The organism is Amycolatopsis sp. cmx-4-83 (genome assembly GCF_046548815.1).
GTDB classification, from domain to species: Bacteria; Actinomycetota; Actinomycetes; order Mycobacteriales; family Pseudonocardiaceae; genus Amycolatopsis; species Amycolatopsis pretoriensis_A.
The window spans coordinates 353,252-378,883 of record NZ_JAEBEF010000001.1; the positions used below are offsets into that span (position 1 = coordinate 353,252).

The window sequence follows — 25,632 nt, forward strand, 5'->3', positions numbered from 1 at the left end:
TCACGCGGTCGCCAGTATCGGGTGCGATCGTCCAAGACGTGCGAGTCGCCATAGTCACCGAAAGTTTCCTGCCCCAGGTGAACGGCGTGACCAACTCCGTCCTGCGGGTCGTCGAGCACCTGCGCGAACGCGCCCACGACGTGCTGATCATCGCCCCCGGTCCCGGCCCGGACTCCTACCGCGGCGCCCCGGTCGTCCGGATCCCCGCGCTGGACTTCCCCGGCGTGAACTCCCTCCCGATCGGTCTGCCGACGCGCACGGTGCTGAACGCGCTGGCCGCGTTCGGGCCGGACGTCGTGCACCTGGCGTCGCCGTTCGTCGTCGGCGCGCGCGGACTCGCGGCGGCGCGGCGGCTGCGGGTGCCGTCGATCGCCGTCTACCAGACCGACATCGCCGGGTTCGCCGCCGCGTACGGCTTCGGCATCGCCGCCCGCGCCGCGTGGCGCTGGGTGCGGCGGCTGCACTCGCGCGCCGACCGGACCCTCGCGCCGTCCAGCGACTCGGTCGCGCAGCTGGAGCTGCACGGCGTCCCGCGGGTGCACCGGTGGGCGCGGGGCGTCGACATCGAGCGGTTCTCCCCGGAGCACGCCGACGCGGCGCTGCGGGCCGAGCTGGCGCCGGACGGCGAGCTGCTCGTCGGGTTCGTCGGCAGGCTGGCGCCGGAAAAGGAGGTCGACCGGCTGGCCGCGCTGGCCGGCGTGCCCGGGATCCGCGTGGTCGTCGTCGGCGACGGGCCCCAACTCGAGAGCCTCAAGGCGCAACTGCCCGGCGCGGCGTTCCTCGGCGCGAAGTACGGCGAAGAGCTTTCCAGGGCGTACGCGAGTCTCGACGTCTTCGTCCACACCGGACCGCACGAGACGTTCTGCCAGGCGGTGCAGGAGGCGATGGCGTCCGGGCTGCCCGTGCTCGCCCCGGACGCGGGCGGCCCGAAGGACCTCGTCCTGCCCGGCCGCACCGGCTACCTGCTGCCCGCGGACCGCGAGCTGTTCGGCCCGGCGCTGGTCGAGAAGGTCGAGGCCCTGCGCGACGCGGCGCTGCGGGAACGGCTCGGCGAGAAGGCGCGCAAGGTGGTGCTCGGCCGGACCTGGCCCGCCGTCTGCCACGAGCTGCTCGGGCACTACGAAGCCGTGCGGGGCCGGGCCGTCCGCGCGGCCTGACATGCACATCGTCCAGCTCGCGAACTTCTACGGGCCGCGCTCGGGCGGCCTCCGCACGGCCCTGCACCACCTCGGCGCGGGGTACGTCGCGAGCGGCCACGAGGTGACGCTCGTGGTGCCCGGCACGCGGTACGCCGACGAAGTCCTGCCGACCGGTGTCCGCCGGTTTTCCCTACCGGCGCCCAAGATCCCGGGCACCGGCGGCTACCGCGCGGTCGACCCGCACCGCGTCCGCGCGGTCCTGCGAAGACTCGAGCCGGACCGGCTGGAGGTGTCGGACCGGCTGACGCTGCGCGGGATGGGTGGCTGGGCGCGGCGCCACGGCGTCCCCAGCACGGTCATCTCGCACGAGCGCCTCGACCGGCTGCTGGAGCAGTTCCTGCTGCCCGAGCCGGTCGCGCGCCGCGTCGCCGACGTCGCGAACCGGCGGATGGCCGCGAGCTACGACGCGGTCGTCTGCACGACGGCGTTCGCGCGCGCGGAGTTCGACCGGATCGCCGCCCCGAACGTCCACCGCGTGCCCCTCGGCGTCGACCTCGCGACGTTCCGGCCCGCCATGCGCGACGACGGCTGGCGCACCGACCTCGCCGGGGGAGCGGACGCCCTGCTCGTCCACTGTGGACGGCTGTCGCCGGAGAAGCACGTGGAGCGCAGCGTGGACACCGTCGCGGAGCTGACGGAGGCGGGCGCCCGCGTGCGGCTGGTGGTGGCGGGCGACGGCCCTCGCCGCCGCGCGCTGGAACGCCGGGCGCGCGGGCTGCCGGTGACGTTCCTGGGCTTCCTGTCCGGCCGCGGCGACGTCGCCCGGCTGCTGGCCAGTGCGGACGTCTCCCTGGCGCCCGGCCCGCACGAGACGTTCGGGCTGGCGGCGCTGGAGGCGCTGGCGTCCGGGACGCCGGTGGTGGTGTCGGCGTCCTCGGCACTGCGCGAGATCGTGCGCCCGGGCTGCGGCGCGGCGGTGGACGACCACGCGCCGGCGTTCGCCACCGCGGTGACGCACCTCCTGGACAGCCCCGAAGACCTGCGCCGCGCGGCGGCCCGCGCCCGGGCGGAGCAGTTCACCTGGCCCGCCGCGGTGGCCGGGATGCTGGCCACCTTCCGCTGAGCTTCACGGCTTTCCGTAGCCGGGGTGGACGCCGGGGGTGAGGCCCTGGTCGGTGGCGATCTTGGTCAGGAGGGCGTGGAGGGTCGAGCGCTCGTCGTCCGACAACGCCTCGGTGAGCGCGCGGTCGTGGGCGGCCGCGGCCTGGGCGACGCGGCCCATGAACGCGCGGCCGTCCTCGCTCAGCTCCAGCGCGTAGAGCCGCCGGTCCTCCGGGTTGCGGCGGCGCTCGATCAGGCCGCGCTTCTCCAGGCCGTCGACCAGCGCGACGAGCCGGGTCGGCTGGGTGCCGAGCTGAGCCGCGATCGCCTGCTGGCTCTGCCCCGGCCGTGTCGCGACCAGCCGCAACAGCCCGACTTGCGGCGGCGTCAGGTCCAGCTCACCGATCCGCTCGGTGAACCGCTGGGCCGCGTGCGCGCCCACCTGGGCCAGCAGGAACGCGCTGCCGAAACCGTTCATGCCCGGGACGGTAGCCGTTGACAATCGATTACACCAGTGTAATCGTTTATGGCATGAAACGAATTGCGGTCATCGCTTACGGCCTGTTCACCGTCGCCGGGGGAGTCCTCGGCGCCACCGGCACCCGCCCGGACTCGTCCGCGGCCGAGGTCGCCGCCTACGACGCCGCGCACCAGGGGCTCGTCCAGCTGCTGGCCCTGGTCGTCTTCGGCGCCGGCCTGTCCCTCGCGGTCTGGACGGCGGCCGCGAGACCACCGCAGCTCGGCTACGCGGGCGGCCTGCTCGCGTCCGGCTCGCTCCTGCTGAGCGGCCTCGCCACCTGGACCGCCGCGCAGAACCCGGACTTCGCCCGCCCGTTCACGTCGCTGGCCTTCGCGGCGGGCGCGTTCGGCTTCGCCGTGCCCCTCGCGCTGCTCATCGCGGTCGTGGCCCGCGACGAGCGGAAATGGCTGGAGATCACGGGCTACGTCGTCGCGGGGCTGGCCGGGCTTTCGGCGCTCGGCATGCTGACCGACGTCCTCTACCCGCTGATCCCGGTCGGACGCTTCGGCGGGCTCATCTGGCTGGTGCTCGCGAGCTTCCTCAAGCCCCGCGACTAATCTCAAGTCATGTCACGCGCAAGCCTGGACAAGAACCCGCACGAAGTCGCCGCCATGTTCGACGGCGTCGCGGACGGGTACGACCGGGCGAACTCGTTCATGACCTTCGGCTTCGACCGGCGCTGGCGCACCACCACCGCCCGCGTGCTCGACGCCCGCCGCGGCGAGAAGGTCCTGGACCTGGCCGCCGGCACCGGGGTGTCCACCGTCGAGTACGCCCGCGGTGGCGCCTGGTGCCTGGCCGCGGACTTCTCCTTCGGCATGCTGCGCGCCGGGCTGCACCGCAAGGTGCCGATGGTGGCGGCGGACGCGCTCAACCTGCCGTTCGCCGACGACAGCTTCGACGCCGTGACGATTTCCCTCGCGCTGCGCAACTTCGTCGACACGAAGGCCGCGCTCACCGAGATCGCCCGCGTGGTCAAGCCGGGCGGCCGCCTGGTGATCTGCGAGGTCTCGACCCCGCCGTTCGCCCCGATCCGGTTCATCCACCGGCGGTTCATGCTCAAGCTGCTCACCTGGGTCGGCAAGCGGACGTCGTCGAACCCGGAGGCCTACTCCTACCTGGCCGAATCGATGCTGGCCTGGCCGGACCAGCGCACGCTCGGCGAGATCATCGCGAGCGCCGGCTGGGCCGACGTCGAGTGGTTGAACCTCACATTCGGCGTCGTGGCGATCCACCGCGCGCGAAAGCCTGCCTAACTCCGCCTTCCTCCCCACCGCCACCCTCAAAGGAGGGGCTTCGCCCCGCTGTAGATTCGAAGCATGAGTCGACGCACCGCAGACCAGGACGCCGAAGTCATCGTCGTCGGCGCCGGGCCCGCCGGATCCACTGTCGCGACGTACCTGGCGCGGTCGGGCGTCGACGTCCTGCTGCTGGAGAAGACCGAGTTCCCGCGCGAGAAGGTCTGCGGCGACGGCCTGACCCCGCGCGGCGTCAAGCAGCTGATCGACCTCGGCATCGACACGAGCGAGGACGCGGGCTGGGTGCACAGCCGCGGCCTGCGGATCCTCACCGGCGACCTCACGCTGGAACTCGACTGGCCGGACCTGACGAGCTACCCGCCGTACGGCGTTTCCCGCACCCGCCACGACTTCGACGATCTCCTCGCGAAGCTCGCGGTGAAGGCGGGCGCGCGCCTGTACGAGCGCACCACCGTCACCGGCGCGATCACGAACGCGACCGGACGCGTGGTCGGTGTCGAGGCGAAGGTCGGCCCGGAGCGGACGCCGGTGAAGTACTACGCGCCGCTCGTCCTGGCCTGCGACGGCGTCTCCGCGCGGCTCGCGCTGAGCGTCGGCATCCAGAAGAACGAGAAGCGCCCGATGGGCGTCGCGGTGCGCCAGTACTACAAGAGCCCGCGCCACGACGACCCGTTCATCGAGGGCCACCTCGAGCTGTGGGACAAGTCCGACCCGCGCGACCCGAAGCTGCTGCCGGGCTACGGCTGGGCGTTCCCGCTCGGCGACGGCACGGTCAACATCGGCCTCGGCATGCTCTCGACGTCGGCCTCGTTCCGGAACACCGACTACCGCGCGCTGCTGCGCCAGTGGCTCGACGGGACGCCGGAGGAGTGGGGCTACCGCGAGGAGAACGCGATCGGCAAGGTCGGCGGCGCCGGCCTCCCGATGGGCTTCAACCGCACCCCGCACTACCGCGACGGCCTGCTGCTGCTCGGCGACGCGGGCGGCATGGTCAGCCCGTTCAACGGCGAGGGCATCTCGGCGGCGATGGAGTCCGCGCAGATCGCGGCGGAGGTCGTCGTGCAAGCGCTTGCGCGGCGCGAAGGGCCTTCGCGGGAGCGGGCGCTGGAGGCGTACCCGCGCGCGGTGCGGGAGCTGATGGGCGGCTACTACCAGCTGGGCAACGTGTTCGCGAAGATCATCGGCAAGCCGAAGATCATGCACGCCTGCACCAAGTACGGGCTGCGCATCAACAAGCTCCTGCCGCTGGTCTACAAGGGCCTGTCCGGCTGCTACGACGCCAAGGGCGGCGACGGCGTCGACCGCCTGATCTCGGCCCTCGCGAAGGCGGCTCCCAGCCCGCGCTGACCCGGACTCGTGCGCGCGGACACACGAGTGGCCTAGCAAGTTGGCCGTGCGGTCAGTGGGATAGGTCACAGGTCAGCGCCCTGTTTGTCCGGCCGTTTCACGATCTTGAGGAGCCTTCGCGCAGGTCGCACGCGCGCCGTTGCCCCGTCGTGACAACGTTAGCGCCGGAACTTAGGGCACCCTTATAACACGGGGGCCTAGGGACAAGAGTGTGAGTCGCGTCCTAGACTCCCCCCATGCTTTGTGAATCCCTTCACATCCACGACGAGTGGCTTGTGAACTATTTCACAAGCACCTTGAGGTCCAGCCACGGGCCGTAAGGAGACCCTGACCCTCGGCGGTGTGACCCAGGTCCCTTAGGGTGCCGACGAGGCCAAGCGGTTCCCCACCACAAGCACAACCGCATCGGCGCGGAAAGGATGGCGAAGACCCCGTGCTGACGTTGCTGACCCGAACCGACACGGTGCAGCTGGCGCAAGAGGCCCCGAGCCTGAAGCCCTACCTGCCCATCGTGATCCTGTTCGTCCTGGCGCTCGGTTTCGCCGTGCTGTCGGTCCTGCTGGGCCCGCTCGTCGGCCCCAGCCGCTACAACAAGGCCAAGCTCTCCGCGTACGAGTGCGGCATCGAGCCCTCGCCCCAGCCGCTCGTCGGCGGCGGGCGGATGCCGGTGGCCTACTACATCACCGCGATGCTGTTCATCCTGTTCGACATCGAGATGGTCTTCCTCTACCCGTTCGCCGTGCAGGCGGACGCGCTGGGCACGTTCGGCCTGGTGGAGATCCTGCTGTTCATCGCGACGGTCGGCTTCGCGTACGCCTACGTGTGGCGGCGCGGCGGCCTGGATTGGAACTAGACCCATGGGCCTCGAAGAGAAACTCCCCAACGGCATCCTGCTGGCCAGCCTCGAAGGTCTCGTCAACTGGTCGCGGAAGAACTCGATGTGGCCGGCCACCTTCGGGCTCGCCTGCTGCGCGATCGAGATGATGACGGTCGGCGGTTCCCGCTACGACATCGCCCGCTTCGGCATGGAGCGCTTCAGCGCGACGCCGCGGCAGGCCGACCTGATGATCGTCGCCGGCCGGGTCACGCAGAAGATGGCGCCGGTCCTGCGCCAGATCTACGACCAGATGGCCGAGCCCAAGTGGGTGCTCGCCATGGGCGTCTGCGCCTCCTCCGGCGGCATGTTCAACAACTACGCCGTGGTCCAGGGCGTCGACCACATCGTGCCGGTCGACATGTACCTGCCCGGCTGCCCGCCGCGGCCGGAGATGCTGCTGGACGCGATCCTCAAGCTGCACGCCAAGATCCAGGACGAGCCGATCAACGCCCGCCGCGCCGCCATCCGCGCCGCCAGCGGGGCCCGCACCGAGCTCGTCGCGTCGTCGATCAAGTACGCGAAGAAGTAGAGCGATGACTGAGAACCCGCAACCCGGCGAAGAGCACTCCGGCGCCGACCGGCCCGAAGGCGGCCTCGAGCCGACGGGCACCCGCCCCGCCGAGGCGGTCGTCACCGGCCGCGAACGCCAGGGCATGTTCGGCGTCCACGGCACCGGCGACACCTCCGGCTACGGCGGTGTCCGGCTCCCGGCCTACAACCCGGCGCCCGCCGAACGCCCGTACGGCGGCTGGTTCGACCAGTTCGCCGACGAGTTCTACGCGGCGCTGTCGGACAACAAGATCCCCGCCGAAGCGATCCTGCAGACGACGGTCGACCGCGGCGAAATCACCTTCTACGTCGCCCGCGAGCAGCTGCCCGCGATCGCGAAGGTGCTGCGCGACGACGGCGGTCTCCGCTTCGAGCTGCTGTCCTCGGTGTCCGGCGTGGACTACGGCGTCGACGTCCCGCAGCGGCTGCACTCGGTGTACCACTTCACGTCCCTGACCTACCGCCGCCGGATCCGGCTCGAGGTGACCCTCGACGTCGACGACGCGCACGTGCCGTCGCTGGTCGGGCTCTACCCGACCGCCGACTGGCAGGAGCGGGAGGCCTGGGACATGTTCGGCATCGTCTACGACGGCCACCCGGCGCTGACCCGGATCCTGATGCCGGACGACTGGGACGGCCACCCCCAGCGCAAGGACTACCCGCTCGGCGGGATCCCGGTCGAATACAAGGGCGCGGAGATCCCGCCGCCGGACCAGCGGAGGTCGTACTCGTGAGCACCGAGAACCTTTCCGACGTCACCACCGGGACGGACACGAGCGCGCCGGGCAGCGACAGCACCGACGACGTCAGCTACGCCGATTCCCGTGACACCACCGAAGGCCGCGTCTACTCGGTCTCCGGCGGCGACTGGGACGACGTCATCGCCGACGCGGCGCACGACGAGCGCATGGTCATCAACATGGGCCCGCAGCACCCGTCGACGCACGGCGTGCTCCGGCTCGTGCTGGAGATGGAGGGCGAGACCGTCACGCAGCTGCGGTCGGTCATCGGCTACCTCCACACCGGCATCGAGAAGAACTGCGAGTACCGGACCTGGACCCAGGGCGTCACCTTCGTGACGCGCATGGACTACCTGGCCCCGCTTTCGACGGAGATGGCGTACTGCCTCGGCGTCGAGAAGCTGCTGCAGATCGAGGCCCCGCGCCGCGCGCAGCTGCTTCGCGTGATGCTGCTGGAGATCAACCGGATCGGCTCGCACCTCGTCTACATCGCGACCGGCGGCATGGAGCTCGGCGCCACCACCGCGATGACGCTCGGCTTCCGCGAGCGCGAAGAGGTGCTGCACCTGCTGGAGCACCTGACCGGCCTGCGGATGAACCACGCGTTCATCCGCCCCGGAGGCCTCGCGCAGGACATGCCGGCGGACTACGTCGAGAAGGTCACCGAATTCGTCAAGACGATGAAGAAGCGCCTTCCGCTGTACGACAAGCTGTTCACCGGTCAGCCGATCTGGCGGAACCGGCTCAAGGGCGTGGGCTACCTGCCGGTCGACGCGTGCCTCGCGCTCGGCGTCACCGGCCCGGTGCTGCGGTCCGCCGGCCTCCCGTGGGACCTGCGCAAGACCGAGCCGTACTCCTGCTACGACGAGTTCGACTTCGACGTGCCCGTGGACAACGGTGCCGACTGCTGGTCGCGCTACCTGATCCGGGTGCACGAGATGCACGAGAGCCTCAAGATCATCGAACAGTGCCTGGAGAAGCTCGAGCCGGGCCCGGTCATGGTCGAGGACAAGAAGGTCGCCTGGCCCGCGCAGCTGTCCATCGGCAGCGACGGCATGGGCAACTCGCTCGAGCACGTCAAGAAGATCATGGGCCAGTCGATGGAGTCCCTGATCCACCACTTCAAGCTGGTGACCGAGGGCTTCAAGGTGCCGGCCGGGCAGGTCTACACCTCGGTGGAGTCGCCGCGCGGCGAGCTGAGCGCGCACCTGGTCTCCGACGGCGGCACCCGGCCGCTGCGGGTCCACGTGCGCGAACCGAGCTTCGTGAACCTGCAGTCGATGCCCGCAATGGCCGAAGGCGGCCTCGTCGCGGACGTGATCGCCGCGATCGCCTCGATCGACCCCGTCATGGGGGGAGTGGACCGATGAGCACAGCAGTTCCCGAACCCGGCTCGAAGGACGCCGTGACGACGCACGCCGCGGCCGGGCCGGACGTCGACGTGGTCGCCATCGCGCCGGACCCCGATGTCGCGGCCGGGATCATCACCGAGACGCCGCTCGAAGACGTCTTCGACGCCGGCACCACGGCCCAGGCGCAGGAGATCATCTCCCGCTACCCGGTGTCCCGCTCGGCGCTGCTGCCGATGCTGCACCTCGTGCAGTCGGTGCAGGGCTACGTCAGCCAGGAGGGCATCGCGTTCTGCGCGAAGCAGCTCGACCTGTCCGACGCCGAGGTCAGCGCGGTCGCGACGTTCTACACGATGTACAAGCGCAAGCCGTGCGGCGAGCACCTCGTGAGCGTCTGCACCAACACGCTGTGCGCGGCCATGGGCGGCGACGCGATCTACAAGAAGCTCCAGGCGCACCTCGGGTCCGAGGAAGAACCGCTGGGGCACAACGAGACCGCGGGCACGCCGAACGAGCCGGGCTCGATCACCCTCGAGCACGCCGAGTGCCTGGCGGCCTGCGACCTCGCGCCGGTCATCCAGGTCAACTACGAGTACTTCGACAACCAGACCGAGGACAAGGCCGTCGCACTGGTCGACGCGCTGCGGGCGGGCAAGAAGCCGGCGCCGACGCGCGGTGCGCCGCTGTCCAGCTTCAAGGGTGCCGAACTGCAGCTCGCCGGGTTCTTCCCGGAGGACGAGCGCCAGTACCGCGCGGACGTCGACGGTCCCTCGCAGGCCGTCGAGACGCTGCGGGGCGCGAAGCTCGCGCAGGACCGCGGCTGGGTCGCCCCGGTCGCGCAAGACGTTCCGCTTCCGGAAGTGGAGAAAAAGTAATGGCAGATCCCATTACGCCGGTCCTCACGAAGCGCTGGCTGTCCCCGAACTCCTGGCAGATCGGGACGTACGAAGCACTCGAGGGCTACACCGCCGTCCGCAAGGCACTGGCCGGCACGCCCGAGCAGCTCGTCCAGGTGGTCAAGGACTCCGGCCTGCGCGGCCGCGGCGGTGCGGGCTTCCCGGCCGGCATCAAGTGGTCCTTCATGCCGCCGAACTTCGACAAGCCGCACTACCTGGTGATCAACGCCGACGAAGGCGAACCGGGTACCTGCAAGGACATCCCGCTGATGATGGCGGACCCGCACTCGCTCATCGAGGGCTGCATCATCGCCTCGTACGCGATGCGGTCCAACCACTGCTTCATCTACGTCCGCGGCGAGGCGCTGCACTGCATCCGCCGCCTCAACGCGGCCGTGCGCGAAGCCGAAGCGGCCGGTTACCTGGGCGAGAACATCCTCGGCTCCGGCTTCGACCTGAAGATCACCGTCCACGCCGGAGCGGGCGCGTACATCTGCGGCGAGGAGACGGCGCTGCTGGACTCGCTGGAGGGCCGTCGCGGCCAGCCGCGGCTCAAGCCGCCGTTCCCGGCCGCCGCGGGTCTCTACGCCGCGCCGACCACGGTCAACAACGTCGAGACCATCGCGAGCGCGCCGTTCATCGTCAACGGCGGGTCGAGCTGGTTCCGCGAGATGGGCCGCGAGAAGTCGCCCGGCCCGAAGATCTACTCGATCTCCGGCCACGTCGAGAAGCCCGGCCAGTACGAGTGCCCGCTCGGCACCACGCTGCGCGAGCTGCTCGACATGGCGGGCGGTATGAAGGACGGCATCCCGCTCAAGTTCTGGACCCCGGGCGGCTCGTCCACCCCGATGTTCACCGCCGAGCACCTCGACGTTCCCCTGGACTTCGAGGGTGCGGCGGAAGCCGGGTCGATGCTGGGCACGACCGCCGTGCAGGTCTTCAACGAGACGGTGTCGGTGCCCTGGGCCGTGATGAAGTGGACGCAGTTCTACGAGCACGAGTCCTGCGGCAAGTGCACGCCGTGCCGCGAAGGCACGTACTGGCTGGCGCAGATCCTCGAGCGGATGGTCGAGGGCCACGGGACCGAAGAGGACATCGACACCCTCCTCGACGTCTGCGACAACATCCTCGGCCGGTCGTTCTGCGCCCTCGGTGACGGCGCGGTGTCGCCGATCCAGAGCGGCATCAAGTACTTCCGCGAGGAGTTCCTCGCGCTGTGCGAGAAGAACCGGCACGAACAGACCAAGCCCGAACTCGTGGGAGCGCAGGCATCATGACGATCGCGCCCGACAAGCCCGAAACGGCCGCGACGCCGGTCCCCGAAGGCCACGTCAAGCTGGTCATCGACGGCGAAGAGGTCATCGCCCCGAAGGGCGAGCTCCTCATCCGCACGGCCGAACGCCTCGGCACGGTCATCCCGCGGTTCTGCGACCACCCGCTCCTCGACCCGGCGGGCGCCTGCCGCCAGTGCCTGGTCGAGGTCGAGATGGGCGGCCGGCCGATGCCGAAGCCGCAGGCGTCCTGCACGATGACCGTCGCCGACGGCATGGTCGTCAAGACGCAGCTGACGTCGCCGGTCGCGGACAAGGCCCAGCAGGGTGTGATGGAGCTGCTGCTCATCAACCACCCGCTGGACTGCCCGATCTGCGACAAGGGCGGCGAGTGCCCGCTGCAGAACCAGGCGCTGGCCCACGGCCGCGCGGAGTCCCGGTTCGTCGACACCAAGCGGACGTTCCCGAAGCCCCTGCCGATCTCGACGCAGGTGCTGCTGGACCGCGAACGCTGCGTGCTCTGCCAGCGCTGCACCCGGTTCTCCCGCGAGATCGCCGGCGACCCGTTCATCGAGCTCCTCGAGCGCGGCGCCCACCAGCAGATCGGCACCGCGGAGACGGCGGACGTGCTCGACCTGGCGTCGCGGACGACGTCCGGCCAGCCGTTCCAGTCCTACTTCTCCGGCAACGTCATCCAGATCTGCCCGGTCGGGGCCCTGACGAGCGCTGCCTACCGGTTCCGCTCCCGCCCGTTCGACCTGGTGTCCGCGCCGAGCGTCTGCGAGCACTGCTCGTCCGGCTGCGCCGAGCGCACCGACTTCCGGCGCGGCAAGGTCCAGCGCAAGCTGGCCGGCGACGACCCCGAGGTCAACGAAGAGTGGCTCTGCGACAAGGGCCGCTTCGCCTTCCGCTACACCGGCGCCGACGACCGCATCCGCCGTCCGCTGGTCCGCAACGCCGCCACCGGTGAGCTGGAAGAGGCGTCCTGGACCGACGCGCTGCGCATCGCGGCCGCCGGCCTCACCGAAGCCCGTTCGAACGGCGGCGTCGGCGTCCTGCCCGGCGGCCGGCTGACCGTCGAGGACGCTTACGCGTACTCGAAGTTCGCCCGGGTCGCCCTGCACACCAACGACGTCGACTTCCGCGCCCGCCCGCACTCGGCCGAGGAGCTCGCGTTCCTCACCTCGCGGGTCGTGGGCGTGACGGCGGAGTCCGGCGTCACCTTCGGCGAGATCGAGCGGGCCCGCACGGTCCTGTGCGTCGCTTTCGAGCCCGAGGACGAAGCGCCGATCGTGTTCCTGCGGCTGCGCAAGGCGGCCCGCAAGAACCGCACCCGCGTCGTCCACCTGGGACAGTGGACGACCTCGTCGGTGCGCAAGACGTTCGGCGAGCTGCTCGCCTGCGTCCCCGGCCAGGAGGCCGCGGCCATCGACGGCATCGCCAAGCACGCGCCGGACCTCGACGAGGCCCTGCGCGGCGACGGCTCGGTCGTCCTGGTCGGCGAGCGCGCCGCCGGCGTGCCGGGCCTGTTCTCGGCGCTGCAGGACCTGGTGGAGCGCACCGGCGTCCGGCTCGCGTGGATCCCGCGCCGGGCCGGTGACCGCGGCGCGCTGCAGGCCGGCTGCGTCCCGACGCTGCTGCCGGGCGGCCGCCGCGTCACCGACGACGCTGCCCGCGTCGCCGTCGAAAACGCTTGGGGCGTCCCGGTTCCGGCCACGCCGGGCCGCGACACCACCGGCATCCTCGAGGCCGCTTCGGGCCGCGAACTCGGCGGTCTGGTCGTCGGCGGCGTCGACCCGTACGACCTGCCGGACCCGGAGCTGGCGCTGCGCGCGCTGGACACCGCCGGCTTCGTCGTCAGCCTCGAACTCCGCCACAGCGCGGTGACCGAGCGCGCGGACGTCGTGCTCCCGGTGGCGGCGTCGGACGAGAAGGCCGGCAGCTACCTCAACTGGGAGGGCCGCACCCGCCCGTTCGACGTCACCCTCGAAGGCACCGGCGCCCTGCCGGACTGCCGGGTGCTCGACACCCTCGCCGTCGAGATGGACGCCGACCTGTTCACGCAGACGCCGGCCGCCGCCCGCGGCGACTTCGAGAAGCTGGGCAGGGCTTCGGCGCTGAACTGGAGCCACGTCGCCGTCGAGGTGCCGGCCCCGGTGACGCCGGGCGCGGGCCAGGCGGTCCTGTCGACCTGGCGCCAGCTGATCGACAACGGTTCGCTGCAGGACGGCGAGCCGCACCTGAAGGGCACCCAGCGCACCCCGGTCGCGCGGCTGTCCGCGAAGACCGCGGAAGGCCTGGGCGTCACCGTGAAGGTGAGCACCGAGCGCGGTGCGATCACGCTGCCGGTGGAGATCGCGGACCTGCCCGACGGCGTCGTGTGGCTGCCGGGCAATTCCGACGGCTCGGCCGTGTTCAAGACGCTCGGTGCCGGCCACGGCGCCGTGGTGAACCTCGCTGGGGGTGAACAGTGACACCGTTGCTTACCGAAGCCGCCGTGGGCAGTGTCCCGGATGCGGCGACGCGGGCGGCGCTGCTGGCGGACGACCCGTTGTGGCTGATCCTGCTGAAGTGCGTGGTCATCCTGCTGATCGGGCCGATCTTCACGATCTTCCTGATCGTCTGGGAGCGCAAGGCCGTCGGCCGGATGCAGAACCGGCCCGGTCCCAACCGGGTCGGCCCGGGCGGCTACCTGCAGTCCCTCGCGGACGCGATCAAGCTGCCGTTCAAGGAACAGATCATCCCGGACACGGCCGACCGCAAGGTGTACTTCCTCGCGCCGGTCATGTGCGTGGTGCCGTCGCTGATCGCGCTGTCGGCCATCCCCTTCGGCCCGGTCGTCTCGATCTTCGGCGAGCGAACCGTGCTGCAGCTGCTCGACCTGCCGGTCAGCGCGCTGGTGATCCTGGCCTGCTCCTCGATCGGCGTCTACGGCATCGTGCTCGCCGGCTGGGCGTCCGGCTCGCCGTACCCGCTGCTCGGCGGCATGCGCAGCGCGGCGCAGGTGATCTCCTACGAGATCGCGATGGGTCTCTCGATCGTCGCGGTGATCCTGCAGGCCGGCTCGCTGGACCTGGCCGACATCGTCTCCAAGCAGCAGCCGGCGTGGTTCCTCTACCTGGTCCCGAGCTTCGTGATCTACCTGATCTCGATGGTGGGCGAGACCAACCGCGCCCCGTTCGACCTCCCCGAGGCCGAGTCGGAGCTGGTCGGCGGCTTCCACACCGAGTACAGCTCGATGAAGTTCGCGATGTTCTTCCTCGCCGAGTACGTCAACATGGTGATCGTCTCGGCGTTCGCGACGACGCTGTTCCTCGGCGGCTGGATGGCCCCGTGGCCGCTGTCGCTGATCGGGAACAACGTGCTCAACACCGGCTGGTGGCCGGTGCTGTGGTTCTTCGCGAAGATGTTCGTCCTGCTGTTCGGGTTCATCTGGCTGCGCGGCACGCTGCCCCGCCTGCGCTACGACCAGTTCATGCGCCTGGGCTGGAAGGTGCTGGTCCCGCTGAACCTGGTGTGGATCATCATGGTGACCTTCGCGAAGGTCATCGCCTGGAACACCGCGTCCATCATCATCGCCGCGGTCGCCATCTTCATCGTCATCGCCCTGTTCTTCTACGTCCGCGCGTCGGGCCGCGAAGAGGAGAGCGAGACCGTTCCGGTGACCGGCGGCGGTTTCCCGGTCCCGCCGCTGGACCTCAAGGTCCCGCAGACCACCCCGCGTCAGAAGGCCCTGGCCAAGGCCGAGGCGAAGGCGGCCCGCCGCAAGCCGGCGGCCGTCGGTACCGCAAAGGAAGGAGCGCAAGATGGGGTTTCTTGATCCCGTCAAGGGCTTCGGCGTCACCTTCGGGATGATGTTCAAGAAGGTCGCCACCGAGGAGTACCCCGAGGCCGGCGCCCCCGCCGCCCCGCGGTACCACGGGCGCCACCAGCTGAACCGCCACCCGGACGGCCTCGAAAAGTGCGTCGGCTGCGAACTGTGCGCCTGGGCGTGCCCGGCGGACGCGATCTTCGTCGAGGGCGGTGACAACACCGAGGAAGCCCGGTTCTCGCCGGGCGAGCGGTACGGCGCGGACTACCAGATCAACTACCTGCGCTGCATCGGCTGCGGCCTCTGCATCGAGGCGTGCCCGACGCGGTCGCTGACGATGATCAACTTCTACGAGCTGGCCGACGACGACCGCCAGCGGCTGATCTACACGAAGGAAGACCTCCTCGCGCCGCTCCTGCCCGGCATGGAGCAGCCGCCGCACCCGATGCGGCTCGGCGAGAACGAGCAGGACTACTACGTGAACGGCCCCGAACTCGCGCGCGGGGAGGGCGTCCAGTGATCACCGCCCTCCTGGCCCAGGCCCCGACGGGTGCCGCGGCCGGCGTCACCACCGGCGAGGCCGTCGCGTTCTGGATCCTCGGCCCGCTGTGCCTGCTCGGCGCGCTCGGCATGATCTTCTCCCGCAACGCCGTGCACTCGGCGCTGTGGCTGGTCCTGACGATGCTGAGCCTGGGCGCGCTGTACATGATCCAGTCGGCGCCGTTCCTGGGCTTCACGCAGATCATCGTCTACACCGGCGCGATCATGATGCTGTTCCTGTTCGTGCTGATGCTGGTCGGGCGCGAGAGCTCCGACTCGGTCGTCGAAGTCCTCCGCGGCCAGCGGCTGGCGGCGACCGTGCTCGGCATCGGGATGGCCGCGCTGCTGGCCACCGGCATCTACCGGGCGATGGAGAACGTCACCCCGGCGACGCCGCTCGACTCGACGACGTCGGCGGGCGGCGGTCCCAAGGGCCTCGGCAAGCTGATCTTCACCGACTACCTGTTCCCGTTCGAGCTGACGTCGGCGCTGCTCATCACCGCCGCGATCGGCGCGATGGTGCTGGCCTTCACCGACCGGCACGCCAAGGGCGGGAAGCGCACGCAGAAGGAACTGGTCGTCGCCCGCTTCCGCGGTGAGCACGACCGGCCCTCGCCGCTGCCCGGCCCGGGCGTCTTCGCCACCGCCAACTCGGTGGCGACGCCGGCGCTGCTGCCGGACGGCTCGATCGCCCCGGAGTCGCTCTCGGCGATCATCGAGTCCACCTCGGCGATCGAGCTGGCGAAGGAACGCAAGCTCGTCGCCGACGACGTCGAGCACCCGGACGCGCACGCGCTGGTCGGCTCGGACAGCTCGGAATCCGAAGGGGAGAAGGCATGACCCCGACGTACTACCTGCTGCTGTCGGCGCTGCTGTTCGCGCTCGGCGCGGTCGGCGTGCTGGTGCGGCGCAACGCGATCGTCGTGTTCATGTGCATCGAGCTGATGCTCAACGCCGTGAACCTGTCGCTGGTCACGTTCGCCCGGATCAACGGCGGGCTCGACGGCCAGATCATGGCGTTCTTCGTGATGGTCGTCGCGGCCGCCGAGGTCGTGGTCGGCCTGGCGATCATCATGGCCATCTTCCGCACCCGGCGCTCGGCCTCGGTCGACGACACCAACCTGCTGAAGTACTAGGAGACACCGAGTGACCGCATCATCGTGGCTGCTGGTGGCCCTCCCTGCCCTCGGCGCCCTGATCCTCCTGCTGGCGGGCAAGCGCGCGAAGGCCTGGGGGCATCTGCTCGGAACGGCCACCGTCGCCCTCGCCTTCGTCTACGGGCTGATCCTGTTCTTCACCGCGGACACCGGCACCACGACGGACACCAAGCTGTACTCGTGGATCCCGGCCGGCGCGCTGCAAATCGACTTCGGCCTGCGGATCGACGCGCTGTCGCTGACGTTCGTGCTGCTCATCACGGGCGTCGGCATGCTGATCCACTTCTACTCGATCGGCTACATGGCCGACGACGAGGGCCGGTACCGCTTCTTCGCGTACCTGAACCTCTTCGTCGCCTCGATGCTGATCCTGGTGCTGGGCAACAGCTTCGTGACGCTCTACATGGGCTGGGAGGGCGTGGGTCTCGCGTCCTACCTGCTCATCGGCTGGTACCAGGGCCGCCCGTCCGCCGCCACCGCGGCGAAGAAGGCGTTCCTGATGAACCGCGTCGGTGACGTCGGGCTCGCGCTGGCGATCTTCATCATGTTCAAGTACGCGGGCTCGACCGGCTACGCGCAGGTCTTCCAGGCGGTCGGCGACGGCAAGTTCTCGCCGGCGGCGATCACCGCGATGGCGATCCTGCTGCTGCTGGGCGCGTGCGGCAAGTCCGGCCAGTTCCCGCTGCAGGCGTGGCTCCCGGACGCGATGGAGGGCCCGACCCCGGTCTCGGCCCTGATCCACGCGGCGACGATGGTCACCGCCGGCGTCTACCTGGTGGCCCGCTCGAAGGACATCTTCAACGCCACCGAAGACGGCCGCTTGATCGTCACGCTGGTCGGCACGGTGACCCTGCTGCTCGGGTGCATCATCGGCTGCGCGTACGACGACATCAAGAAGGTCCTCGCGTACTCCACGGTCAGTCAGATCGGCTACATGATGCTCGCCGTCGGCCTCGGGCCGATCGCGTACGCGCTGGGCATCATGCACCTGGTCGCGCACGGCTTCTTCAAGGCCGGGCTCTTCCTCGGGGCCGGGTCGGTCATGCACGGCATGAACGACGAGGTCGACATGCGGAAGTTCGGCGGCCTGCGCAAGAAGATGCCGATCACGTTCATCACCTTCGGCCTCGGCTACCTCGCCCTGATCGGCATCCCGCCGCTGTCGGGCTTCTTCACCAAGGACGCGATCATCGAGGCGGCGTTCGGCCAGGGCGGCTGGCGTGGCTGGGTGATGGGCGGCGCCGCGCTGCTGGGCGCCGGGCTCACCGCGTTCTACATGACGCGCCTGATGGTGATGACGTTCTTCGGCAAGGAGCGCTGGAAGGACATCAAGTCCAGCGACGGCCGCGACTTCCACCCGCACGAGTCCAAGGCGATCATGTGGATCCCGATGGCGGTGCTGGCGGTCGGTTCGGTCGGCGCCGGTGCGTTCTTCGCCCTCGGTGACCGCTTCGCCGAGTGGCTGACTCCCTCGGTCGGCGAGCTGGAGGAAGCGCACCACGCGCCGTTCGACGCCTGGGTGATCTCCGTCGCCGCGATCGTGTTCTCGGTGCTGGGCGTGCTGATCGCGTACCTGATCTTCCGCCGCGACGTCCCGGTCGAGCGGCCCGAGCGGGTCTCGTTCGTCACCCGCGCCGCGCGCAAGGACCTCTACGGCAACGCCCTCAACGAGACCCTGGTCGCCCGCCCGGGCACCTGGCTCTCGCGGGCGCTGGTGTTCGTCGACAACCGCGGCGTCGACGGCGCGGTCAACGGTCTCGCCGCCTTCCTCGGCGGCGGCTCCGGCCGGCTGAGGCGGCTCCAGACCGGGTTCGTCCGGTCCTACGCGCTGTCGATGCTGGGCGGCACGTTCCTGCTTCTGGCGGCTCTCCTGCTGGTGAGGTTCTCCTGATGACCTGGTTGCTGATCCTCATCCTGGTGCCGCTCGCCGGCTCCCTGGTGCTGGCGTTCCTCAAGGGGAACGACCGCGCCGCGGTGCTGGCCGCGCTGGCGTTCTCGATCCTCGAGTTCCTGCTGATCATCCCGTTCTGGCTCAGCTACTCGCCTTCGGGCGCGCGGCTGCAGATGACGTCGAGCTTCGACTGGATCCCCAGTTTCGGCGTGCACATCGCGTTCGGCACCGACGGCATCTCGCTGATCATGATCGCGGTGATCGCGCTGCTGGTGCCGATCGTCGTCGGCGGCCTCGGCACGCTGGACAAGCTGCCGGCGGGCCGCAGCGCGGGCGGGTTCCTCTCGCTGATCCTGCTGCAGGAAGCGCTCACGATCGGCGTGTTCGCCGCGACCGACGTCTTCCTGTTCTACGTGCTGTTCGAGATCATGCTGATCCCGATGTACTTCCTGATCGGCGGCTACGGCGGCGCGAACCGGCAGTACGCGGCGGTGAAGTTCTTCCTCTACTCGTTCCTCGGCGGCCTGATCATGCTGGCGTCGGCGATCGGGGCGTACTCGCTCGCGAAGGACAAGCTCGGGCACGGCACGTTCGACTGGGCCACGCTCGTCACGGTGGTCCGCGACGCACCGCTGTCCACGCAGATCTGGCTGTTCCTCGGGTTCTTCCTGGCCTTCGCGATCAAGGCGCCGCTGGTGCCGTTCCACACCTGGCTGCCGGACGCGGCGGGGGAGGCGCCGATCGGCGTCGCCGTCCTGCTGGTCGGCGTGCTGGACAAGGTCGGCACGTTCGGGTTCCTGCGCTACTGCCTGCCGATGTTCCCGGACGCGAGCAAGACGCTGGCGCCGCTGGTGCTGGTGCTCTCGGTGGTCGGTGTCCTCTACGGATCCATCCTCGCGGCGGGTCAGCGGGACATGAAGCGGTTCATCGCCTACGTGTCCATCGCGCACTTCGGCTTCATCTCGCTGGGCATCTTCGCCTTCAACGAGCAGGCGATGGTCGGCTCGGCGACGTACATGCTCAACCACAGCCTCGCGACCGGCATGCTGATCGTCGTGATCGGCCTGGTCATCGCGCGCGGCGGGTCTTCGAAGATCTCGGACTACGGCGGCATGGCGAAGGTGACGCCGCTGCTGGCGGGCCTGTTCCTCCTCGCCGGCCTGTCGACGCTTTCGCTGCCGGGCACCAACTCCTTCGTCTCGGAGTTCCTGGTGCTCATCGGGTCCTACGTGGACCAGCCGGTGTACACGATCCTCGCGACGGTCGGCATGGTCCTCGCCGCGGCGTACGTGCTGTGGCTCTACCAGCGGGTCATGCAGGGCCCGGTCCGCGGCGACGCGCTCATCGGCGTCGGCGGGGGGCCGGGCACCGCGATGGCGCCGGAACTCGGCGCGAAGAAGGCGATCACCGACCTGAACGGCCGCGAGATCGCGATCCTCGCCCCGCTGGTCGTGCTGATCCTCGTCCTCGGCTTCTACCCGAAGCCGGTGCTCGACACAGTCACCCCGACGGTGCAGCAGACGCTGTCCGCGGTCCAGGGAGGCAAGTAAACCGTGCTCGACATCCTCCTGACGCAGGCACCGGAGCCGGTGCAGGTGCCGTCGGTCGACTACCCGGCCGTGCTGCCGGTGCTGATCGTCTTCGGCGCGGCGTGCCTGAGCGTGCTGGTCGAGGCGTTCTTCCCGAAGGGCTCGCGGTTCCGCTCCCAGGTCATCCTGAGCCTGCTGGCGATCGTCGGCGCCGGCGTCGCACTGGTCGTGTACGCGACCGGCTCCGCCCCGGCGGCCGGCGTCACGACGTTCAGCCGCGCGATCTCGATCGACCGCCCGGCGCTCTTCCTCTGGGGCACGCTCCTGGCGCTGGCCCTCGGCGCGGTGCTGCTGATTTCGGACCGCGTGGTCGAGCCGGGCGGCGCGCTGGTCGCGCAGGCCGGCATCCGCCCGGGCACGGTCCAGGACCGTGCCCAGACGGCGACGGTCATGCAGACCGAGGTGTTCCCGCTGACGCTGTTCGCCCTCGGCGGCATGATGGCGTTCTGCGCGGCGAACGACCTGCTGACGATGTTCATCGCACTGGAAGTGCTGTCCCTGCCGTTGTACCTGATGTGCGGCCTCGCCCGACGGCGCCGGTTGCTGTCGCAGGAGTCGGCGGTCAAGTACTTCCTGCTGGGCGCGTTCTCGTCGGCGTTCTTCCTCTACGGCCTGGCGCTGCTGTACGGCTACGCGAACTCGGTGAAGCTGGGCGACATCGCCGCCGCGGCGGCCGGTTCGGACCGGTCGGACACGCTCCTGTTCGCGGGCCTCGGCCTCCTCGTGGTGGGCCTGCTGTTCAAGGGCTCGGTCGGCCCGTTCCACACGTGGACCCCGGACGTGTACCAAGGAGCCCCGACACCGGTGACGGCGTTCATGGCGGCGTGCACGAAGGTCGCGGCCTTCGGCGGGATCCTGCGGGTCCTGTCGGTGGCGTTCTCGTCGACGTCGTGGGAGTGGCGCGGAGTCCTGTGGGGCGTGGCCATCATTTCGATGGTGATCGGCGCGGTCCTCGGCCTGACCCAGACCGACGTCAAGCGCATGATCGCGTACTCGTCGATCGCCCACGCGGGCTTCCTGCTCATCGGCGCGATCTCGATGACGAAGGACGGGTTGTCCAGCACGCTGTTCTACCTGCTGGCGTACGGCTTCACGACGCTGGCGGCGTTCGGCGTGATCAGCCTGGTCCGCGACGCGTCCGGCGAGGCAACGCACCTCTCGGCGTGGGCCGGGCTGGCGAAGCGGTCTCCGTTGCTGGCGGCGGTGTTCACGTTCTTGCTGCTGGCGCTGGCCGGCATCCCGTTGACGTCCGGTTTCGTCGGCAAGTTCGTGGTGTTCTCGGCGGCGTTGTCGGACGGAATGGCCCCGCTGGTGGTCGTGGCCCTGGTGTTCAGCGCGGTGGCGGCGTTCTTCTACCTGCGGGTGATCGTCCTGATGTACTTCTCGGAGCCGGCGGCCGACGGCCCGTCGGTAACGGTCCCGGGCTTCGGCACGGGAACGGCGATCTTCCTCGGCACGGCGGTGACGCTGGTGCTGGGCCTGGTCCCGGCGTTCGCACTGGGCTGGGCCGGTTCGGGCGGCTTCGCACTCTGAGTTTGTTTTTCGGCCGCCACCCTCTGTTTTCTTTGGAGGGTGGCGGCCTTTTCTATTTCAGTTTGTCACTGAGCTGCTTCGGTTCGCCGGGTACGACGCTGATGTAGTCGTCGGTTCGCGCGACGCCGATGCGTCCGGCTTCGAGGTCGAGGTAGCTGAGGGTCTTGCCTTCGGTGTGGAGCTGCCCGATCCCCGAGTAGGGCTCTTTGAGGATGGCGTCGAGCTCCTGGGCTTGACGGCTGCGCGTGGGTGCGTCGTCGAAGACGTCACTGACTTTTTGCTCTTCTTGAAAGTCCGCCAGCGCCACGGTGAACGGCTTGATCTTGGCAGCGTGGCCGGGCGGCAGCTTGGCCACCAGCGCGTCGGCCGGGTGGGTGTCGGGGGAGACGCCCTCGAGCTCGACCAGGTTCCCCCGGCAGACGACGGTGATCGCGGTCCTGCCTGTTTGCGCGGAGAGGATGCCGATCTGTTCTTTCGCGTCGCGGGCGTAGGCGTGGAGTTTTGTCGTCGGCTGGTCGATGAGGTGGAGGACGTCCTCGAACTCGGGGGTGAAGCCGTCGCCTTGCGTGAAGCCGTATTCGCTGAGTTCCTCGAACGCTTCGCGGTTTACGCGGTCTTTCGCTGACGGCGGGATGTAACGCAGGCCGCCGGCGAAGACGGGGTGCGGGTCGCCGCAACCGACGTTGCGCATGGCGGTGAGGAGGGTGGTGAGCTGGAGTTCGGCTTTGAGCATTACTTCTGGGTCCGGTTTTCGCCGATCACCGGGGGCATGGGCTTTTCGATGAAGCCACCGAAGGTTTCGTCCGGGTCGGGGTTCTGCAGGTAGGGAGCTTTCTTCTTTTCGCGATCTTCTTCTTTGCCTCCGCGGCCGCCTAGGGGTGCTCCCATGGGCATGCCGTTGGCGCCCCGCGCGCCGGCCGCGCCGCGAGCTGGGGGGCCGCCGGGGAGACGTTCGTCGGGAAGCCGTGAGCCGGTCCCGACCCCGGGTCCTACTCCGGGCGCGCGTACGCCTGGCTGACTGGGGTTGCGCGTCCCGGGCTGGCTAGTACCGCCTCCAGCGCCGGTGCTGTACCCGCCTCCGCCGGTGCCAGTGCCATACCCGCCGACGTACCCTCCGGTGCCAGGTCCAAAGCCAGCGTTCCCACCAAGGTTGCTGACGGGCTGGCCAGTAGGCCCGAACTCATAACCCCCTTGCATCGCCGACGGCATGACAGGCTTGGGAACGAAGCTGTCGGCTTGAGTCTGTTCCCCACTCCCCGGGCGGCTGGCGTGCGTTTCGCCCCCGATTTCAGGTTGCTTTCCGGGTTGCTTTCCAGGTTGCTGAACGTGGTTCTGGAGCTGGTTCTGCGTCCGATCCCCAACTTGCCCCTGGCTTTTGTCCTGCTCGCTTCGCCGGTCCTGCTGCACGGGAACAGCGGGCTTCCTCGCCCATTCACCGGTGTCGGTGGGTCCGGAGGACTTGGCCTTCGTCCCGTCATCCATGGAGACGGGCGCACCGGAGTCCTCAAGCCGCGCGTATTGAGCGGGCATCTGCCCACCATTGCTGGTGCTGGCGGAGTGGTAGGCGCTGAAGGCGTCGATGTTGGCCTGACTATCGGCCTGCCACTTGGTGACTTTGGTGTTGTAGGAATCCCAGCCTTGCCCGTTCAGCGCGTTGATGACGTCATCAGCCCCGAGCTCCGGTGGCTGAGGAGCAACGGGCTTGACGGAGTTCTTGGCTGTGCCGAAGGAGTCCATCTGAGCACCGACCGCGCCCTGGGCGGTCTTGAGGTGAACGGCATCGTCAGCAGCGGCCCGAACAAGCGGAAGCGTCGCATCGGCGGCGGCATCGCCGGCGTTACCTTGCCAGCCGGACATGGTCTTGACGCGAAGGGCGCTGATCCGCTGAGCTCGCTCGACCATCCGGTCAGTCAGTTGGCTCGCGCTGTCATGCGCATCGCCGAGTGAGTCAATGCCTTTGCCGCCAGTGATCTGCTCATAGATCTGAGCAGCGGTGAGCGGTCCTTCGGTGGCCATCACTTCACCTCGCGAAGATTTTGCAGTACGGATGCAGCGACACCGCGCGCCGCCTCGCAGGGATCCTTCTTGCCGATGTTCGGTTCCGACTGAGTGACACCGATGTCCACAGTTTGCTGGTCGCTGGTGCCGACCGCTATCTGACAGATACCGCGAGAGGCACGGTCGTCTGCGAGACCGTAGGCGACTACGGGATAGCCATCGACGGGGCTGAGCGGCAGAAAAAATGGGTACTTGGACCCCTTGGCCGCGTAGATGCTCGTAAGGCCACGATCATCCAGATTTGTGAAAATCACGAGTACGCCGGCTTGCGTGACCTGCGGCGGGTGAACGCTGCAACTCGGACCGCCTGGAGCGTTCACGTCGGCCTTCGGGTTCACGCCAGGTCCCAGAAGGGCGCTGATCTGGTCGGCCTTCAAAGCATCGCAAGGAGCTGCTTTGAAGTGGCTCACATCGAGCGGTGATTCAACTCTCGGCACACCAGGCCCGGGTACGCCTGCGGTCGAGGTCGTAGATTCATCGGTGGTCGGACTCGACGGCGAGGCAGTTCCGCCGTTGGTGGTTGTGCAAGCGCTGATGAGCAGTAGGGCTGCCGCGCTGGTCGGGATGAGACTTCCCCGCATCAGAGACTGCCTCCGGTCTGCTTCGTTTCAGTTATGGCGGTGTCTTCCGCGCTGGCGTACTTGCCCAAGGCTGCCTCGAGCTTCGCCGCCATGGCTCGGCAATACTGCTCACGTGCCGTCAAGGTTTCGTACAAGGCATTGCCCGATGTTCTGATCTGCTCGGCGTTACCTGCGCTGGCGTACTCGATGCCAGGCCCCTCGACCCGCTGCATGGCAGTTGCACGCAAACGATCGTCGGCGAACTCGTTCGCCAGCTCGTTCCACTCCCGAACCAGCTCCCGCAGCGTCGCCTCGTCGTACGAGAACCCCGCCCCGCTTGAACCGCCTCCGTCAACCGGTCCATAAGACCCAGCCCGCGGCACACCATCAGGCCCCGGCAGCTCCCAATCCCCGCCAGGCGAATAAACCGGTGGCTCAGACACACCCCACCACCGAAAATACCGTCGTCATCAGCTCTCCCCTAGCCAACAGCGTGCTCCACCCCGAGCACTCTGCGTATCCGACGCACCGCACCTTACCAGGGTTCCCCCCGCGCCGAATCAAAGCCGAATCGAAAGAGAAACGGGGGCCGCGAACGGCCCCCGTCATACCTCAAGGCGTCGGAGAACAAGAAGTGTGACCCAGCACGACCTGCCCGCTGATTCCCGAAGCCGGCAGGAAATCGATGCGCAACATCGTCAACCCGATGCTCCCGTCGCCCGGCAGGTTCTGGATGTTGAACACCGCGTTCGCCAGCACCGTCCCGTTCGACTTCTTGATCGGCGACACGTATCCCACCGGTACCGGGCTCGGCGGGTTCGCGATTCCCGACATCCCGCCGAACGACCAGTTCGCGTTCGTCTGCGTCTGGGTGGCCGTGCACTTCACCGTGAACGTCGACAGCTTGACCCGCGGGCCCCCGGCGCTCACCAGGGCCGAGAGTTCGAAGTTCTTGCCCGTCGCCGTCGAGGTCGTCGACGTCGCGTCCGTGTTCGGGTCCGTCACCGTTGTCGTGCAGGACGATGTGCCGCCGCCGAAGGTGATTCCCGTTTTCTGGACCACCTGGGCCGTTGCTGTTGTCGGGCCGTCGACCGAACACTTGCCCTGGGTCGGGACCGTGATGGTCGAGCCCGCTTTGGTGAACTCCGCGGAGCCGATGGTGGCCACGCCCGGTTGCGGGCCGGCCAGGGCCGGGGTCGCGGTCGCCGCGAGTCCGGCCACCAACAACAGCGTTCCGGCGAGAGCGGTGGTGGTGGTGCGCATGTCGCTGTCCTCCTTGCCGACCGGGAGAGCCGCCGGTCCTCAAGGGTGAATATCCGCCCGCCGGAGACGTCCGTTGCGCCCGAAATCGCCAACCACCCGTTCGTGGATCATGAACCACCCCCTCCGGTGACCCGCCGGTGTGTCATGTTCGTCACCGTTTCCGCAGGACAGCGGGTAAACGA

The 25,632-nt window shown here is 69.1% G+C and carries 25 protein-coding genes; 19 read left to right on the plus strand and 6 right to left on the minus strand.

Annotated features, from left to right (window positions below; translation table 11 throughout):
• Window positions 1-86 precede the first annotated feature (86 nt).
• The gene (locus ACLJQM_RS01865) at window positions 87-1,157 is read left to right on the plus strand and encodes a glycosyltransferase family 4 protein (protein ID WP_360768003.1); all 1,071 of its coding nucleotides are present in this window, start codon (window positions 87-89) and stop codon (window positions 1,155-1,157) included.
• Between the two features lies 1 nt (window position 1,158).
• On the plus strand, window positions 1,159-2,262 hold the full coding sequence (locus ACLJQM_RS01870; protein ID WP_247015305.1) for a glycosyltransferase family 4 protein: 1,104 nt from the start codon (window positions 1,159-1,161) through the stop codon (window positions 2,260-2,262).
• Window positions 2,263-2,265: 3 nt separating this feature from the next.
• Here ACLJQM_RS01870 and ACLJQM_RS01875 read toward each other — a convergent pair whose 3' ends face one another.
• On the minus strand, window positions 2,266-2,718 hold the full coding sequence (locus ACLJQM_RS01875) for a MarR family winged helix-turn-helix transcriptional regulator (protein ID WP_410629914.1): 453 nt from the start codon (window positions 2,716-2,718) through the stop codon (window positions 2,266-2,268).
• A 53-nt stretch (window positions 2,719-2,771) separates the two neighbouring features.
• Between ACLJQM_RS01875 and ACLJQM_RS01880 the strand changes: the two genes are divergently transcribed.
• The 17 genes from ACLJQM_RS01880 to nuoN all read left to right on the plus strand — a co-directional run bounded on the left by ACLJQM_RS01880 (window position 2,772) and on the right by nuoN (window position 21,569).
• A complete protein-coding gene (locus ACLJQM_RS01880; protein ID WP_410629916.1) occupies window positions 2,772-3,317 on the plus strand; it encodes a DUF4386 domain-containing protein in 546 nt (181 codons plus the stop codon).
• A gap of 9 nt (window positions 3,318-3,326) precedes the next feature.
• Window positions 3,327-4,016, plus strand: coding sequence for a demethylmenaquinone methyltransferase (locus tag ACLJQM_RS01885; RefSeq protein WP_247015298.1), 690 nt, complete (start codon window positions 3,327-3,329; stop codon window positions 4,014-4,016).
• 63 nt (window positions 4,017-4,079) lie between these two features.
• Entirely contained in the window at window positions 4,080-5,366 is a 1,287-nt protein-coding gene (locus tag ACLJQM_RS01890) for a geranylgeranyl reductase family protein (RefSeq protein WP_410629918.1), read from the plus strand.
• Window positions 5,367-5,799: 433 nt separating this feature from the next.
• Window positions 5,800-6,219 (plus strand): NADH-quinone oxidoreductase subunit A, encoded by a 420-nt coding sequence (locus ACLJQM_RS01895; RefSeq protein WP_247015294.1) that lies wholly within the window; start codon window positions 5,800-5,802, stop codon window positions 6,217-6,219.
• Window positions 6,220-6,223: 4 nt separating this feature from the next.
• Window positions 6,224-6,772 (plus strand): NuoB/complex I 20 kDa subunit family protein, encoded by a 549-nt coding sequence (locus ACLJQM_RS01900; protein ID WP_020643101.1) that lies wholly within the window; start codon window positions 6,224-6,226, stop codon window positions 6,770-6,772.
• 4 nt (window positions 6,773-6,776) lie between these two features.
• Entirely contained in the window at window positions 6,777-7,526 is a 750-nt protein-coding gene (locus ACLJQM_RS01905; protein WP_410629920.1) for an NADH-quinone oxidoreductase subunit C, read from the plus strand.
• The gene (locus ACLJQM_RS01910) at window positions 7,523-8,902 is read left to right on the plus strand and encodes an NADH-quinone oxidoreductase subunit D (RefSeq protein WP_360768018.1); all 1,380 of its coding nucleotides are present in this window, start codon (window positions 7,523-7,525) and stop codon (window positions 8,900-8,902) included. Before ACLJQM_RS01905 ends, ACLJQM_RS01910 begins: the two co-directional genes overlap by 4 nt.
• Window positions 8,899-9,756, plus strand: coding sequence for an NADH-quinone oxidoreductase subunit NuoE (nuoE, locus tag ACLJQM_RS01915; RefSeq protein WP_360768020.1), 858 nt, complete (start codon window positions 8,899-8,901; stop codon window positions 9,754-9,756). Before ACLJQM_RS01910 ends, nuoE begins: the two co-directional genes overlap by 4 nt.
• A complete protein-coding gene (nuoF, locus tag ACLJQM_RS01920; RefSeq protein WP_155548775.1) occupies window positions 9,756-11,054 on the plus strand; it encodes an NADH-quinone oxidoreductase subunit NuoF in 1,299 nt (432 codons plus the stop codon). Before nuoE ends, nuoF begins: the two co-directional genes overlap by 1 nt.
• On the plus strand, window positions 11,051-13,522 hold the full coding sequence (locus ACLJQM_RS01925; RefSeq protein ID WP_410629923.1) for an NADH-quinone oxidoreductase subunit G: 2,472 nt from the start codon (window positions 11,051-11,053) through the stop codon (window positions 13,520-13,522). The genes nuoF and ACLJQM_RS01925 overlap by 4 nt, the downstream gene beginning before the upstream one ends.
• A complete protein-coding gene (gene nuoH / locus ACLJQM_RS01930) occupies window positions 13,519-14,868 on the plus strand; it encodes an NADH-quinone oxidoreductase subunit NuoH (RefSeq protein WP_410629925.1) in 1,350 nt (449 codons plus the stop codon). Before ACLJQM_RS01925 ends, nuoH begins: the two co-directional genes overlap by 4 nt.
• The gene (gene nuoI, locus ACLJQM_RS01935; protein ID WP_247015281.1) at window positions 14,855-15,379 is read left to right on the plus strand and encodes an NADH-quinone oxidoreductase subunit NuoI; all 525 of its coding nucleotides are present in this window, start codon (window positions 14,855-14,857) and stop codon (window positions 15,377-15,379) included. Before nuoH ends, nuoI begins: the two co-directional genes overlap by 14 nt.
• Window positions 15,376-16,239 (plus strand): NADH-quinone oxidoreductase subunit J, encoded by an 864-nt coding sequence (locus tag ACLJQM_RS01940; protein WP_360768028.1) that lies wholly within the window; start codon window positions 15,376-15,378, stop codon window positions 16,237-16,239. Before nuoI ends, ACLJQM_RS01940 begins: the two co-directional genes overlap by 4 nt.
• Complete coding sequence (nuoK, locus tag ACLJQM_RS01945) at window positions 16,236-16,535, plus strand: NADH-quinone oxidoreductase subunit NuoK (protein WP_003081840.1); 300 nt, start codon at window positions 16,236-16,238, stop codon at window positions 16,533-16,535. The genes ACLJQM_RS01940 and nuoK overlap by 4 nt, the downstream gene beginning before the upstream one ends.
• 10 nt (window positions 16,536-16,545) lie before the next feature.
• On the plus strand, window positions 16,546-18,447 hold the full coding sequence (gene nuoL / locus ACLJQM_RS01950) for an NADH-quinone oxidoreductase subunit L (RefSeq protein WP_410629928.1): 1,902 nt from the start codon (window positions 16,546-16,548) through the stop codon (window positions 18,445-18,447).
• The gene (locus ACLJQM_RS01955; RefSeq protein ID WP_247015275.1) at window positions 18,447-19,997 is read left to right on the plus strand and encodes an NADH-quinone oxidoreductase subunit M; all 1,551 of its coding nucleotides are present in this window, start codon (window positions 18,447-18,449) and stop codon (window positions 19,995-19,997) included. Before nuoL ends, ACLJQM_RS01955 begins: the two co-directional genes overlap by 1 nt.
• Before the next feature lie 3 nt (window positions 19,998-20,000).
• Window positions 20,001-21,569 carry an NADH-quinone oxidoreductase subunit NuoN gene (gene nuoN, locus ACLJQM_RS01960; protein WP_247015273.1) on the plus strand — a complete coding sequence of 523 codons (1,569 nt, stop codon included), beginning with the start codon at window positions 20,001-20,003 and terminating at the stop codon, window positions 21,567-21,569.
• 52 nt (window positions 21,570-21,621) lie between these two features.
• On the opposite strand, the gene ACLJQM_RS01965 is transcribed toward nuoN, so the two are convergent.
• From ACLJQM_RS01965 to ACLJQM_RS01985, 5 genes are all read right to left on the minus strand, one after another.
• Window positions 21,622-22,302, minus strand: a complete 681-nt coding sequence (locus ACLJQM_RS01965; protein WP_410629931.1) for an ESX secretion-associated protein EspG — start codon at window positions 22,300-22,302, stop codon at window positions 21,622-21,624.
• On the minus strand, window positions 22,302-23,585 hold the full coding sequence (locus ACLJQM_RS01970; protein WP_410629933.1) for a hypothetical protein: 1,284 nt from the start codon (window positions 23,583-23,585) through the stop codon (window positions 22,302-22,304). The genes ACLJQM_RS01965 and ACLJQM_RS01970 overlap by 1 nt, the downstream gene beginning before the upstream one ends.
• Complete coding sequence (locus tag ACLJQM_RS01975; RefSeq protein WP_410629935.1) at window positions 23,585-24,208, minus strand: DUF3558 domain-containing protein; 624 nt, start codon at window positions 24,206-24,208, stop codon at window positions 23,585-23,587. The genes ACLJQM_RS01970 and ACLJQM_RS01975 overlap by 1 nt, the downstream gene beginning before the upstream one ends.
• Window positions 24,208-24,630: a hypothetical protein gene (locus tag ACLJQM_RS01980; protein WP_410629937.1), complete on the minus strand. Its 423-nt coding sequence runs from the start codon at window positions 24,628-24,630 to the stop codon at window positions 24,208-24,210. Before ACLJQM_RS01980 ends, ACLJQM_RS01975 begins: the two co-directional genes overlap by 1 nt.
• Before the next feature lie 169 nt (window positions 24,631-24,799).
• Window positions 24,800-25,450, minus strand: a complete 651-nt coding sequence (locus ACLJQM_RS01985) for a hypothetical protein (RefSeq protein WP_410629939.1) — start codon at window positions 25,448-25,450, stop codon at window positions 24,800-24,802.
• Between the last annotated feature and the right edge of the window lie 182 nt (window positions 25,451-25,632).

What these genes read in the sequence shown, in the direction of transcription:
- ACLJQM_RS01890 (WP_410629918.1), top strand. Translation starts at nt 4,080, where the DNA reads ATGAGTCGACGCACCGCAGACCAGGACGCCGAAGTCATCGTCGTCGGC.
- ACLJQM_RS01875 (WP_410629914.1), bottom strand. Translation starts at nt 2,718, where the DNA reads ATGAACGGTTTCGGCAGCGCGTTCCTGCTGGCCCAGGTGGGCGCGCAC.
- ACLJQM_RS01985 (WP_410629939.1), bottom strand. Translation starts at nt 25,450, where the DNA reads ATGCGCACCACCACCACCGCTCTCGCCGGAACGCTGTTGTTGGTGGCC.
- nuoF (WP_155548775.1), top strand. Translation starts at nt 9,756, where the DNA reads ATGGCAGATCCCATTACGCCGGTCCTCACGAAGCGCTGGCTGTCCCCG.
- ACLJQM_RS01870 (WP_247015305.1), top strand. Translation starts at nt 1,159, where the DNA reads ATGCACATCGTCCAGCTCGCGAACTTCTACGGGCCGCGCTCGGGCGGC.
- ACLJQM_RS01955 (WP_247015275.1), top strand. Translation starts at nt 18,447, where the DNA reads ATGACCTGGTTGCTGATCCTCATCCTGGTGCCGCTCGCCGGCTCCCTG.
- ACLJQM_RS01970 (WP_410629933.1), bottom strand. Translation starts at nt 23,585, where the DNA reads ATGGCCACCGAAGGACCGCTCACCGCTGCTCAGATCTATGAGCAGATC.
- ACLJQM_RS01905 (WP_410629920.1), top strand. Translation starts at nt 6,777, where the DNA reads ATGACTGAGAACCCGCAACCCGGCGAAGAGCACTCCGGCGCCGACCGG.
- nuoI (WP_247015281.1), top strand. Translation starts at nt 14,855, where the DNA reads ATGGGGTTTCTTGATCCCGTCAAGGGCTTCGGCGTCACCTTCGGGATG.
- ACLJQM_RS01975 (WP_410629935.1), bottom strand. Translation starts at nt 24,208, where the DNA reads ATGCGGGGAAGTCTCATCCCGACCAGCGCGGCAGCCCTACTGCTCATC.
- ACLJQM_RS01885 (WP_247015298.1), top strand. Translation starts at nt 3,327, where the DNA reads ATGTCACGCGCAAGCCTGGACAAGAACCCGCACGAAGTCGCCGCCATG.
- nuoE (WP_360768020.1), top strand. Translation starts at nt 8,899, where the DNA reads ATGAGCACAGCAGTTCCCGAACCCGGCTCGAAGGACGCCGTGACGACG.
- nuoK (WP_003081840.1), top strand. Translation starts at nt 16,236, where the DNA reads ATGACCCCGACGTACTACCTGCTGCTGTCGGCGCTGCTGTTCGCGCTC.
- ACLJQM_RS01925 (WP_410629923.1), top strand. Translation starts at nt 11,051, where the DNA reads ATGACGATCGCGCCCGACAAGCCCGAAACGGCCGCGACGCCGGTCCCC.
- ACLJQM_RS01965 (WP_410629931.1), bottom strand. Translation starts at nt 22,302, where the DNA reads ATGCTCAAAGCCGAACTCCAGCTCACCACCCTCCTCACCGCCATGCGC.
- ACLJQM_RS01880 (WP_410629916.1), top strand. Translation starts at nt 2,772, where the DNA reads ATGAAACGAATTGCGGTCATCGCTTACGGCCTGTTCACCGTCGCCGGG.
- ACLJQM_RS01900 (WP_020643101.1), top strand. Translation starts at nt 6,224, where the DNA reads ATGGGCCTCGAAGAGAAACTCCCCAACGGCATCCTGCTGGCCAGCCTC.